11 protein-coding genes, 1 tRNA gene and 1 pseudogene are annotated in these 12,755 nt (G+C 45.3%); 9 read left to right on the forward strand and 4 right to left on the reverse strand.

All coding sequences use genetic code 11. The features are described from left to right. Positions 1–89: 89 nt before the first annotated feature. The 3 genes from rpsA to purH all read left to right on the forward strand — a co-directional run bounded on the left by rpsA (position 90) and on the right by purH (position 4,001). Entirely contained in the window at positions 90–1,868 is a 1,779-nt protein-coding gene (gene rpsA, locus BWI96_RS02380) for a 30S ribosomal protein S1 (protein WP_106635348.1), read from the forward strand. A gap of 378 nt (positions 1,869–2,246) precedes the next feature. Further along, a tRNA-Cys gene (locus tag BWI96_RS02385) sits at positions 2,247–2,317 on the forward strand. 148 nt (positions 2,318–2,465) lie between these two features. Then, positions 2,466–4,001, forward strand: a complete 1,536-nt coding sequence (purH, locus tag BWI96_RS02390) for a bifunctional phosphoribosylaminoimidazolecarboxamide formyltransferase/IMP cyclohydrolase (protein ID WP_106635100.1) — start codon at positions 2,466–2,468, stop codon at positions 3,999–4,001. A 146-nt stretch (positions 4,002–4,147) separates the two neighbouring features. Here the strand turns inward: purH and BWI96_RS02395 are convergent. Then, positions 4,148–6,815 (reverse strand): annotated as a pseudogene (locus BWI96_RS02395) (glucosidase). 190 nt (positions 6,816–7,005) lie between these two features. Between BWI96_RS02395 and BWI96_RS02400 the strand changes: the two are divergent. Then, positions 7,006–7,386 (forward strand): DUF423 domain-containing protein, encoded by a 381-nt coding sequence (locus tag BWI96_RS02400; RefSeq protein WP_106635101.1) that lies wholly within the window; start codon positions 7,006–7,008, stop codon positions 7,384–7,386. 214 nt (positions 7,387–7,600) lie between these two features. On the opposite strand, the gene BWI96_RS02405 is transcribed toward BWI96_RS02400, so the two are convergent. Beyond that, entirely contained in the window at positions 7,601–8,875 is a 1,275-nt protein-coding gene (locus BWI96_RS02405) for a replication-associated recombination protein A (protein ID WP_106635102.1), read from the reverse strand. Between the two features lie 281 nt (positions 8,876–9,156). On the opposite strand from BWI96_RS02405, the gene BWI96_RS02410 reads away from it, so the two are divergent. From BWI96_RS02410 to BWI96_RS02425, 5 genes are all read left to right on the forward strand, one after another. Then, positions 9,157–9,492, forward strand: coding sequence for a hypothetical protein (locus BWI96_RS02410; protein ID WP_106635103.1), 336 nt, complete (start codon positions 9,157–9,159; stop codon positions 9,490–9,492). Between the two features lie 118 nt (positions 9,493–9,610). Next, the gene (locus BWI96_RS02415; protein ID WP_106635104.1) at positions 9,611–10,264 is read left to right on the forward strand and encodes a hypothetical protein; all 654 of its coding nucleotides are present in this window, start codon (positions 9,611–9,613) and stop codon (positions 10,262–10,264) included. A 3-nt stretch (positions 10,265–10,267) separates the two neighbouring features. After that, positions 10,268–10,417: a hypothetical protein gene (locus BWI96_RS21410; RefSeq protein ID WP_157830186.1), complete on the forward strand. Its 150-nt coding sequence runs from the start codon at positions 10,268–10,270 to the stop codon at positions 10,415–10,417. A gap of 13 nt (positions 10,418–10,430) precedes the next feature. Beyond that, positions 10,431–11,240: a sensor histidine kinase gene (locus tag BWI96_RS02420; RefSeq protein ID WP_106635105.1), complete on the forward strand. Its 810-nt coding sequence runs from the start codon at positions 10,431–10,433 to the stop codon at positions 11,238–11,240. Beyond that, the gene (locus BWI96_RS02425; protein ID WP_232793546.1) at positions 11,237–11,902 is read left to right on the forward strand and encodes a response regulator transcription factor; all 666 of its coding nucleotides are present in this window, start codon (positions 11,237–11,239) and stop codon (positions 11,900–11,902) included. The genes BWI96_RS02420 and BWI96_RS02425 overlap by 4 nt, the downstream gene beginning before the upstream one ends. On the opposite strand, the gene BWI96_RS02430 is transcribed toward BWI96_RS02425, so the two are convergent. Then, positions 11,899–12,291: a gamma-glutamylcyclotransferase gene (locus BWI96_RS02430; protein WP_106635107.1), complete on the reverse strand. Its 393-nt coding sequence runs from the start codon at positions 12,289–12,291 to the stop codon at positions 11,899–11,901. The genes BWI96_RS02425 and BWI96_RS02430 overlap by 4 nt on opposite strands. A 103-nt stretch (positions 12,292–12,394) precedes the next feature. Continuing rightward, entirely contained in the window at positions 12,395–12,748 is a 354-nt protein-coding gene (locus tag BWI96_RS02435) for a hypothetical protein (protein WP_106635108.1), read from the reverse strand. Positions 12,749–12,755 lie beyond the last annotated feature (7 nt).

Raw genomic sequence — 12,755 nt, forward strand, 5'->3', positions numbered from 1 at the left:
CATTCCGTTTTGAAAAAACGGATTCACTAAAGTTCAGCAGGCTCTTCGCCCGGTCGGCTGATGTATCCAGGGCGAGCCAAATTCTTATTATGGCAAAACCACAAGTAACTGATTTTGATTGGGATCACGCGGACAATCGCGGCTTTGGTAGTGGTTACTCTAAAGCTGAGCGTGATGAATTAGCTGCTCTGTACGAAGGTACGCTGAGTCAGGTAGCTGAGAAAGAAGTTGTTAAAGGTACCGTTGTTGGAGTTACGGATCGTGAAGTAATCTTAAACATTGGTTTCAAATCAGACGGGATGGTTCCCCGTGCTGAATTCCGCGACATGCCCGAGCTGAAAGCTGGTGATGAAGTGGAAGTGTATATCGAAAATCAGGAAGATCCTAACGGTCAGCTGATCCTTTCTCGTAAGAAAGCGAAGGTAATCACTGCCTGGGATAATATTCAGAAAGCTCTGGATCAAGACCTCGTAATCGATGGTTTTGTGAAGCGTCGGACGAAAGGTGGTCTGATCGTAGATATCTACGGTGTAGAAGCCTTCTTACCCGGTTCTCAAATTGACGTTAAACCCATCCGCGACTTCGATATTTTCGTTGGCAAGCGTATGGAAGTAAAAGTGGTGAAAATCAACTACGCTAATGATAACGTAGTCGTTTCTCACAAAGTCCTCATCGAGAAAGATCTGGAGCAGCAACGTCAGCAAATCCTGACGAACCTGGAAAAAGGTCAGGTACTCGAAGGCGTGATCAAAAACATGACCAACTTCGGTGTATTCATCGATCTGGGTGGTGTAGATGGTCTGCTGCACATTACCGATATCTCCTGGGGTCGTATCAACCACCCAAGCGAAGTCCTCAAATTGGACCAACGCATTCAGGTGGTTGTGCTGGACTTCGACGAAGACAAGAAGCGTATCTCTCTCGGTATGAAGCAACTGACTGCTCATCCTTGGGAAGCACTTCCTGCCGAAGTAGAGCCCGGTGCCCGCGTGAAAGGCAAAATCGTGAACGTAGCCGATTACGGTGCGTTCTTAGAAGTTCAGCCTGGCGTAGAAGGTCTGATTCACGTGTCAGAAATGTCATGGTCTCAGCATCTGCGTAATCCTCAGGACTTCCTGAAAGTAGGTGACGAAATCGAAGCAGTAGTACTGACGATCGATCGTGCTGAACGCAAGATGTCTTTAGGTATCAAACAACTGACAGCTGATCCCTGGACTCGTACAGAACTGTTGTCTAAATACGCTCCTGGTACGAAGCATTCAGGAACCGTTCGTAACCTGACTAACTTCGGCCTGTTCCTGGAAATGGAAGAAGGAATCGATGGTCTGGTTCACGTTTCTGACCTGTCTTGGACTCGTAAAATCAAGCATCCTTCTGAATACACGAAAGTAGGTGACAAAATGGATGTGGTTGTTCTGGAACTCGATGCTGAAAACCGTCGTCTTTCATTAGGCCACAAACAACTTGAAGAAAACCCATGGGATACCTTCGAGAACATCTTCACGATCGGCTCTGTACACAAAGGAACGATCATTGCTAAGTCTGACAAGTTAGCTCAAATCGAGCTTCCTTACGGTATCGAAGGACAAGCTCCGATCAAGCAATTAGCGAAAGAAGACGGATCAAATGCTGAAGTAGGTGAGTCTATCGACTTCAAAGTAATTGAATTCCACAAAGAAGAACGTCGTATCGTTGTATCTCACTCTAAAATCTGGAGTGATGCGAAGGAAGAAGTGAAAGTTGAAGAGAAGAAGAAGACGCAGAAAGCGGTTGAGAAAACCAACACAACGGCTGCTGCTGAAAAGTCTACTCTTGGCGATCTGGACGCTCTGGCTGCTCTGAAAGAGCAAATGGAACGCGGAAACTAATTCCACAGGCGATTCAATAATGCTTAAGACAGGGCGGGCTGAAAGGCTCGCCCTTCTTTATTATCTATCATTTGATTACTGTCGAATAGTTACACCCATCCGAAACGTCTACAATTTTATCGAAGGTTATCTTTCGTAGAGACGTCGATTTATCGCGTCTTCTTTTTTGAAAGCAAATGAATTTAAAACTGACCGAGTAGGAGACGCGATAATGACGTCTCTACCTATGTGAAAATATATTTTTAAATACTTATTAGTCAGTGTTTTATAAAAAAATAGATAATAAATAATAAAAAAAAAGAGGCGAATGAATGGAAAACGCAATTTTCGCCCTATTTTTGCAGCCTCAAGAGCGGAAGAGCTTTTGAGAAATAACAAGGTACCATGGCCGAGAGGCTAGGCTGAGGTCTGCAAAACCTCCTACAGCGGTTCGAATCCGCTTGGTACCTCCCTAAAAAATCCCTGAGCTTTCCTCGGGGTTTTTTTATTCATACTCAATTCTTTTGGGAAGTAATAGCCATTGGCAAGGAGTTTAAGGATAAAGCCAAAGCCCCCTGTAAACTCGAAACTGCAAACTGAGTTTTAATCGACGAATCCATGTCGCACAAGAAAATCACTTCCGCTCTTCTATCTGTATTCCATAAGGAAGGCTTAGCTCCTATTGTTGAATCTCTGCACGCTCAGGGGGTTAAATTGTATTCAACGGGCGGTACCCAGTCATTCATCGAGGAAATGGGGATTCCTGTAACTCCCGTAGAAGAACTGACCAGTTATCCTTCTATTTTCGGTGGCCGGGTAAAAACCCTGCACCCTAAAATTTTCGGTGGTATTCTGTACCGTCGGGATAACGAAGACGACGTTAAAACGGCTGAGCAATACGAAATCGCTCCCATTGATCTGGTGGTAGTAGATTTATACCCTTTTGAAGAAACAGTAGCAGCGGGTGGTTCAACAGATGAAATCATCGAGAAAATTGACATCGGTGGCATCTCGCTGATTCGTGGAGCGGCTAAAAACTTCGAAGATGTTCTGATCGTATCCAGCCGTTCTCAATATGCGGAGTTACTTCGCATTTTGTCCGAACATCAGGCCACGACTAGCCTTGAGTTACGTCGTTACTTTGCTACGCTGGCGTTCGGGGTTACTTCTCAGTATGATTCAGCAATTTACCAGTGGTTTGCAGGCCAGACGTACACGGGTCGTGCCGCTGATATTTTTAACTTCAAGCAGTTACCCGCCAATTCTTTACGGTACGGTGAAAACCCTCACCAGTCGGCAACGTTCTACGGCGATCTGAAAGGCATGTTCGAGCAACTGAACGGCAAAGAGCTTTCCTATAACAATCTGGTTGACGTGGACGCATCCGTGCAATTGATTGATGAATTTACGGATACTACGTTCGTCATTATCAAGCATACGAACGCCTGCGGTATTGCTACGGCTCCTACGGCGAAAGAAGCGTATCTGAATGCTCTTTCCTGCGATCCCGTTTCGGCGTTTGGTGGCGTAGTGGCTACGAATGCAAAAGTGGATATTGCCGTAGCGGAAGAACTGAACAAACTGTTCATGGAAATCCTGATTGCTCCTGAATTCGATCAGGATGCTATTGATCTGCTGAAGTCTAAAAAGAACCGCATTCTGCTGAAGCGTAATGTAGTGCAGCCAACAAAGCAGATGTTCAAGACTATCCTGAATGGCGTATTGGTTCAGGATAAAGATAACGTAGCGGAAACGGCAGCGGAAATGTCGCCTAAAACGGAAAAAGCTCCGACTGAAAGCGAATACAAAGCTCTGGAGTTTGCTCTGAAAGTTTGTAAACACACGAAATCCAATACCATCGTTCTGGCGAAAGAAAACCAGTTATTGGCCAGTGGCGTAGGGCAGACCTCTCGCGTAGATGCTCTGAAACAGGCCATTGCGAAGGCAGCTGAATTCGGCTTTGATCTGAACGGTGCAGTGATGGCTTCTGACGCGTTCTTCCCCTTCGCCGATTGTGTGGAGATTGCTCACAAGGCGGGTATTACGGCAGTGGTTCAGCCCGGCGGTTCTGTTCGTGATCAGGATTCCATTACCTATTGCAACGAAAATGGAATGGCAATGGTCTTCACGGGCGTTCGTCACTTCAAACATTAATAGCTTGTCACCCCAAGCATGGGAAGCGTCCTTTTCTTCGGAGAGGGACGCTTTTTTATGTTCTATAGAAATCGTTGCTGTGATAAAGCCCCTAACGAATGAAGGCCTTTCCCGATTCAGAAAAGGCCTTCATTCGTTATAAAACGTTATGACTTTGCAATTTCCGCCTCGACGGTCTGCTGAAGCGTGTGCACGTATTCAATTAACTCCGCTACCAGACCCGTCCAGCCCGTTTGGTGAGCGGCTCCCAGACCTGAACCGTCATTTCCGTTGAAGTATTCAAAGAATTGCAAGCAATCCTTGAAATACGGATCGGTATTAAACTTACTGTATTGCTGCTGGTAAGGACGTAATCCAGTTTGGGGATCAGGCGTAAAGATTTTAATCAGACGGCCCGCAACGGCCAAGGCGGCTTCCTTGATAGTGACCAGTTGTCCTGAATTCGTCGGATATTCAATCTCGAAATCATCTCCGTAATACTGATGAAATTTGAGTAAGGAATCCACAATCAGGAAGTTCATGGGGAACCACACGGGACCCCGCCAGTTGGAGTTACCCCCAAACATGGCTCCGGTACTTTCAGCGGGCGTGTACGCCACCCGTAATACCTCATTGCCCACCCGAAATTCGTAAGTTGGTGGCGTAATACTTGGAAAGCGAACGCACGCCGTGGTCGGAGAGAAATTCAGCTTCGTCGAATACCCGTTTCAAAATCATCTTCATCCGGTGACCACGAATGATCGACAACAGACGGGTTTCGCCTTTACCGGGTTCGTACCAGCGGGAAATCAGCGAAGCCAAATCCGGGCGGTTTGCCAATACCCATTCTACCCGACGTTTGAAATCAGGTAAGCGTTCCAGCAAGTCAGGGTCAAGAACCTCAACGGCGAACAGTGGAATCAGCCCTACCATTGACCGGAGTTTCAGTAACATACTCGGTCCATTTGGAATGTGCAACAAGTCATAATAAAACTGGTCGTCTTCATCCCAAAGGCTAATTTCTTCACGGCCCAGCGATTTCATGGCTCCGGCAATGTGCAGGAAGTGCTCAAAGAATTTCGAAGCCATATCCTGATAAGTCGAACGCTCCAGAGCAATTTCACAGGCAATCCGTAGCATGTTCAGCGTGTACATGGCCATCCAGCCCGTACCATCCGCCTGCTCTAAATGCCCGCCCAGGGGTAACTGAGCGGAGCGGTCAAACACCCCGATGTTATCCATGCCGAGGAAACCACCGCCGAAGATGTTGTTACCCTGTTCATCCTTGATGTTAACCCACCAGGTGAAGTTGAGTAACAATTTATGAAAGACGCGTTCGAGGAAACCAATGTCTCCCTTCCCGTTCATTTGCTTGTCAATCTCATACACTTTCCAGGTAGCCCAGGCGTGTACGGGAGGGTTTACGTCCGAAAAAGTCCATTCGTAGGCCGGAATCTGACCGTTCGGGTGCATGTAATACTCCCGAAGAACTACGGCTAACTGACGCTTGGCAAAGTCAGGATCCAGGCGGGCAAGGGGAACACAGTGGAAGGCCAGATCCCAGGCCGCAAACCAGGGATATTCCCACTTGTCGGGCATGGAGAGAATGTTGGCGGTATACATGTGTCGCCACGTGCGGTTACGGCCAAACTTCCGCTCGGGAGCGGGCTTGGGCATGGCGGGGTCACCATTGAGCCATTCGTTGACGTTGTAGTAATAAAATTGCTTCGACCAGAGCATACCCGCATACGCCTGACGCTGAATTTTCTTTAGTTCAGCATCTTTGACGTTTTTCTGAAGATCGTCGTAATATTCGTCGGCTTCCTGAATTCGCTGGTTGAAAACGGTATCAAAATCCTCGAAAGGCTCGTGATTGGAATAATTAGCAAAGCGTAAACGAACGGTAAAGCTTTCGCCTGCGGCTACTTTTCGGGTAAATTTCGCCGAAGCTTTAGTCCCGATATGATTGGGGTTAACCGTCTTTTTCTTACCACCGGAAACGACATAATCGTTAATTCCATCTTTAGGGTAAGGAGAGAAGTTAGGGCTATTAAAAACGCGTTCGAAGTTGGTTTCGTTTTCGCAAAAAAGCAGCGAATCCGCGTCTTCGATGTAGAGTTTGTATTTTCCCAGAATTTTATGGTCAACGTCAATGAGCGACTTGGAGTAACCCGTCAGCATCGGACGCACACTGTAGTTTTCATAACCCCATATCCAGGTATTTCTGAACCAAAGCGTAGGTAATACCGTAATGGGAGCCGCCTTAGGGCCACGGTTATGTACCGTCAGGCGAATGAGAATGTCGTTTTCGTCGGCCTTCGCGTATTCCATCTCCAGGTCGAAATACTCGTTTTTATCGAAAACGCCCGTATCCATTAATTCAAATTCGGGTTGTTCGCGATTCCGATTCCGGTTTTCCCGCAAAATCTGTTCGTACGGAAAAGCTTGCTGTGGATACTTGTACAGCATTTTCATGTACGAGTGCGTCGGAGTTGAGTCGAGGTAATAGTATAATTCCTTGACATCTTCTCCGTGATTCGACTCGGGGTTGGTCAAACCAAAAAGACGTTCTTTGATAATGCCATCTTTATGATTCCAGAAAGCGAAGGCAAAACAGATGTGACCCTTATTGTCGGAAAGGCCACCAATGCCGTCTTCGCCCCAGCGGTAGGCACGGCTGCGGGCAGTATCATGCGAGAAAAAATTCCAGGCGTCGCCATTCGATGAATAATCTTCTCGTACCGTACCCCACTGACGTTCAGCGAGGTATGGCCCCCACTTTTTCCAGCCTTTGTTATCCGCACGTTGGGAAAGTCGTATTTTTTCTACAATCATAAGCTATGAATCAAGATAGTCTCTGAATGGGAATATGAACAAAGAACGGAATTAGAATAAAAACTTACGCCTTTGCTCGTTATTATTAAGAGAAATGTAACAATCGTACCCGAAATTTACGCTCTCGGAGCGTAGCCGAAAGGATACTCCTAAATAGCTCAAATTTTCTTATTAAAACGTATATTTTTCTATGACTGCAAGATTTGCCCTGCTGGCGGGTTCATTATTGGGAGCGTTAGGCGTAGGGCTGGGAGCTTTCGGAGCCCATGCACTCAAGCCTATGTTAGTGGCAACGGGTCGGTTTGATACCTTTGAAACCGCAGTTCGATACCAGTTTTATCACGCCCTGGCTTTACTGGCCATCGGATTATTAATTAATCAGCTACCAGTCATTGAAAAAGGCTTAGGTTGGGCGGGCTGGGCTTTTCTGATTGGCGTAATCATTTTTAGCGGCTCGCTGTATACGATCTGTTTTGCCGGTATTAAAGCCTTCGGAGCCGTGGCTCCCATCGGCGGAACGTCCCTCATCATTGGCTGGTTAATTCTGGCTTATCAGGTAACAAAGGCTTAGTACATACGTTTAAGGTGGTTTGATGTAGGCTCCAGGAGTTGAAAATAGCCTCCCCAAAGGTTCAAACATTGGGGAGGTTATCAATACAGTAGGGTAAGGGTCAGCAAAACCCCAGCGGGATTAAATTAAGAATAGCCCAAGGCTATCCAACCCGGGGAAGACTTTATACGCTGAAAAGAACCATATCAAACCACTTCGAATGCACTCAAACCCTTTAATACCCATATTTTTCTTTCCATAAAGCTTTCAGTCGCTCCCTGATTTTCTCTTCAGCGGCGTTGCCCTGCGGGTCAAATAGCTTCGTGCCTTTCAGGGATTCCGGTAAAAATTCCTGTTCCACAAAATTGCCTTTATACTGGTGGGCGTAGCGATAATCTTTCCCGTAATCCAGTTCTTTCATCAGTTTCGTTGGAGCATTTCGTAAGTGCAAGGGAATCGGCTGGGCTCCGGTTTTCTGAACTAGCTCCAAGGCCTGATTAATGGCTGAATACGCTGAGTTACTTTTGGGCGAAGTGGCTAAATAAATTGTTGCTTCAGCCAGGGGAATGCGGGCTTCGGGCAATCCCAGCACCTTAACGGCCTGAAAACAGCTTTCGGCCAGTAATAGAGCATTAGGGTTGGCCAAACCAATGTCTTCTGCGGCTGAAATAAGAATACGACGGGCAATGAATTCAATATCTTCTCCGCCATCCAGCATCCGGGCCAGGTAATAAACCGCCGCATTGGGGTCAGAACCGCGAATGGATTTAATGAAAGCTGAAGCGATGTCGTAATGAGCTTCGCCGCCTTTGTCGTATAAAGCAATGTTTTGCTGGACTTTATCGAAGACCAATTCGTTGGTAATCAGAAGTGGCTCGCCGGCTCGCTGAAAGTTGGTAATTAGCTCCAGTACATTATATAATTTCCGACCATCACCACCGGATAACTGTAGCATTGCCTCGTATTCTTCCACCTGAATGTTACGATCTTTCAGAAATTCATCCTGCTGTAAAGCTCGATTAATCATTTCGATGAGGTCTTCTTTCTCAATCGATTTCAAGACGTATACCTGACAGCGGGAGAGCAAAGCCGGAATTACTTCAAAGGAAGGATTTTCGGTAGTAGCCCCAATGAGAGTGACAATGCCGCGTTCTACGGCCCCAAGTAATGAATCCTGCTGAGACTTGGAAAAGCGGTGAATTTCGTCGATAAACAGAATGGGACTGGCTGAGCTAAAAAAACGTTGTTTAGAGGCAGCATCAATGGTTTCCCGAATATCCTTAACTCCCGAATTGATAGCAGAAAGGCTAAAAAATGGAACTTTCAGCGATTGAGAGATCAGCGTCGCTAACGTTGTTTTACCCACACCCGGCGGGCCCCATAAAATCATGGAGGGAATGCGTTGAGCTTCAATCGCCTGCCTTAGCACCGAGGTCGGTCCTAATAAATGACGTTGACCAATGTATTCATCGATTGTTTTCGGACGCATGCGTTCCGCAAGTGGTTGCATAAGCTAGGCAGGTTTATCTTCAGGCTTTTCGTACTTCAAAAATAGATAAGCAAAATACAAACAAACGAGCCAGCATAAGACAGTAAAGCTTAAAAGCAGGCGTTTTGAGTAATAATGCTTACGTATTTTCACCTTTTTTATGCGGGTAATTAACCGATTTACCTCTTGGTAAAAGTCAATATAAAAAACTTGGTGCAAATTTACTTAGGTAACCATGCTGCCTTCTTAGGTAAGTATTGTTAATGAATACTTTACATAATCTCCCTTTATCTACTTAACATATGGCAGATTCAGTCTTACCTACGGGCGAGTTAATTCCTTTTAAAGAAGCCGAAGAATTGATAGCCCGTTACCAGAAAACGCATCCGGGTCAACTGGAAGGTTTTATTGTCGGTAGAAACATTGTTGAACAATTGCTGGCTCCTGAAGGTGTGGACACCGTTAAAATTCTCTTTGGAGAATTTGAGGACGGTAAAGTCAACATCGTCTTGTATCCTTCTGATAAGGATGGAAATCGGATTCCTCTGCGAAACGATGCTTCGGCTCAACGCGGAGAGGAAGATGGGGGCGATTATGCTGCCGATCGAGTTGGAACCATTCCTCCGGGAAAAGGCTAGTAATCAATTGAATGGATTGGGAGAATTCTCCCAATCCAGCTTTTATTTTATAGGATCACCTGGTTTTAAAAAATGGAAGACCTCTATATTTATGAATCTATAATCTGAATCTATTTCTATGAGTTCGCAGGAGTGGTTGCGTCACATTTCTATTGCCTTTGTCTTATTACCTTTCATAGTAGGGTTATTAAGATTTCATTACCTCAAAGAAGATTATAAATTATTACTAGGATACTTAACGGCATCTGTTCTGGTAGAAACCTGGGGAGAAATCACTTTTTTCATGAACTCTAAGGGTAACATGATTGGGTATAATATATATACAATCCTGGAGGTTACGTTATTAGGCTTATTATACGTAAAATTCATTAAAACTAAACTGTTTAAAAGAATAGTTCTCATTTCAATTGTTGCCTTTGATTTACTAGCTACCGTTCGTTGTCTCATTGATCCGCACGCCTACGATGATTTAAGCTGGAGTTTGTCCAACGCATTATTGATCACTTACGTACTGTTATTCTTTTACGATTTACTAAAGCAACCGGAAATAGCCGTCCTAACGAAATATCCCATGTTCTGGATTAGTGCGGGCATTCTGATTTTCTTCTCAGGAACCATTTTTGTGTTCCTTTTCGGGAAGTATATCATTGCAGATATGGATACGATGGGGGACTTATGGGATATGATTAAATGGCTGAATATTTTCTATAATATTCTTCTGACCATAGGATTAGCTCAGAAAAAATCAGTAATAAAAATCCAACCTAATTAAGTGATGAACTATATTCAACTGCATTTGAGAGAAATTATTATTATTGGTTCTTCTGGTATGATTAGTCTTTCACTCGTCATTATAGGGTTAGTCTGGTTTCTACACCGAAAATTAGTGGAGCAACATTGGGAGTTGAATCAATTCAAAGAATAGCTTATAGTCAACGATGAATATTTCGCTGGGAGGCGTCCGTTTAGCTTTAATTGCCGGCATCGCCATCATGCTTTTGATGGCGATATTCATCGTATTATTTCTAGTGTTGTATAAACGCAGGCAGGATAAGCAGAAGGAGGAGGTTCGGCAACTCGAAGAACAACACCAGAAAGCGTTACTGGAAGCAAGTATTCGCTCGCAGGAAGTAGAAGCCAAGCGAATTGCAGCAGATTTACACGATGATATCGGAACCTTACTCTCCGCCACACGGATGAGTTTTTCGCAGGTAACGAAACACCTGGATGATAGCGTAGAATCCAAAGAAACAGCCGATCACACGAAGAAGCTACTCGAAGAGGCCGTAGAAAACGTTCGACGCATCACCAAAGATATTCAACCTCCTGCTCTCGAGAAATTGGGTTTGGTAGCCGTTTTGCATGATTTGGTAAGAAAGCTTCAACTAGCCAACCCGGCTATTGCTATTGACCTGGAATGCCAGGGTGAAGGCGAAAGACTCGAACGTTCCATTGAATTTACACTCTTTCGCATTGCCCAGGAGCTACTTCATAACAGCCTGAAGCATTCCCGGGCTTCCCGCATTGAGTTATTCCTTCTGTTTAAACCTCATCGCGTGTTGTTAACCTTCAGTGATGATGGCGTTGGGTTTAATCTGAAAGAAGCTCAGCAACAGACGGTTTCGCTGGGTTTGAAAAATATTGAAAGTCGCCTCAACGTTGTGGGCGGTCACGTTATTTTTGAGACTTCACCCGGTGAAGGCATGCATACCGTTATAGAAATTCCATTACTCCATTCCAACCCATGATGTCAATTATTACTGATCAAATTCGAGTTGCTGTTGCTGATGATCACGCACTTTTTCGGCGGGGTTTGGCTAATATTCTTAATACATATGACGGGATCAAAGTCATTATTGAAGCCCAGGACGGGCAGGATTTACTAACCCAAATGGCCTTCGAAGCTCCCGACGTAATCCTGCTGGACCTGCAAATGCCCGTAATGGATGGCATCAAGGCTACGGAACAACTTCGCCTTCGCTTCCCTGACGTAAAGATCATCATTATCTCCATGCACGATGATGACGGCTTTGTAGCTCACCTGATGGAGCTTGGGGCGAATGGGTATATCATTAAAGACAGCGATCCAGATGAAGTAGTAAAAGCCATTCAAACCGTTGTGAAGGAAAATTATTACTACGGAGCCTTTATCAATAAGGTAATGCACCGCCGAATGCTGGATAAAGCCAAAACCAAGAAGCCCAGCTTTACGGCTCAGCCTGCCTTAAGCGAACGCGAACTGGAAGTGCTTCAGCTCATTTGTAGTGGCTTGACGAATGCCCAGATTGCCGCCAAATTATTTCTGAGCGACCGAACCGTAGAAGGGCATCGCACTAGAATTATGGAAAAAATTGGGGCAAAAAACACGGCAGCGATGGTCGTGTACGCCGTGAAAAACGGGTTATATTAACGCTTCATAAAATCACCACTGGTAATTTGGGAGAGGCCAATGATGGGTAAATTGTAGACATAAACCCAAGCCGTGACAGAAGAGCCGTCGCTGAGTTGAACAGTCTCCTGCTGTCGTAAATAATCAGAATGAGCTTCATCATCGGGATAATACCCTTCGTAAGGATCTAATTCGGAGAAGGTTTTTTCAGGATTAGCTAATAAATACACCTCTCCCTGTACCCGCTCTTCATGCTGCGTTGTTGAAATCAACGCGGGGTACCAGTCCACCAAATAAAGTTTTCCAGGTACGGAGCCGTCGGCAACCCACTCGGCCTGATTTTTCAGTACCTGGTGCATGGCGTGATCAGCCGTACGGCGTAAGGTACCGTATACGAATAGATAATGCATAGAGGGATGAGAAGCAAGATTGAACTCCAGGGGTTGGTTGTAAAGGCAAAGCCGCTCAAGTGAGCGGCTTTGTCCAACTAACCCTTAACCAAAACTAAAAAAATCATGAAGCCCGGCAATAGACAGAATCCGTCAGAGGAGTGCTCTTCAGGCCGGGGTAGGTATGTATCGTGACGTCTTCCTGAGACAGGAACAATTGAATGGCCCAGTCAAGGACAATATTCATGAGCGAACGGGCAACTTTAGGATAAGAAGTTAAATTCGCTGCGTTTTCTGAAAGATCTTTTTTCGGGGTTGGTTGTACAAACGTGCTGGTTTTTTTGGCCAGCTGGTTTACCAGGCTTTTACCATTATACAGGCGATGGGGCATGCCCATGCCAAAACCCTGAACATTAAACAGGCCTATAAGAACCAGCAAAAAGGAAATTTTTCGGAAAGCTAAACCAAAGAACTTCATAGCTGAA

The organism is Siphonobacter sp. SORGH_AS_0500, assembly GCF_002838835.1.
In the GTDB taxonomy this organism is placed as follows: domain Bacteria; phylum Bacteroidota; class Bacteroidia; order Cytophagales; family Spirosomataceae; genus Siphonobacter.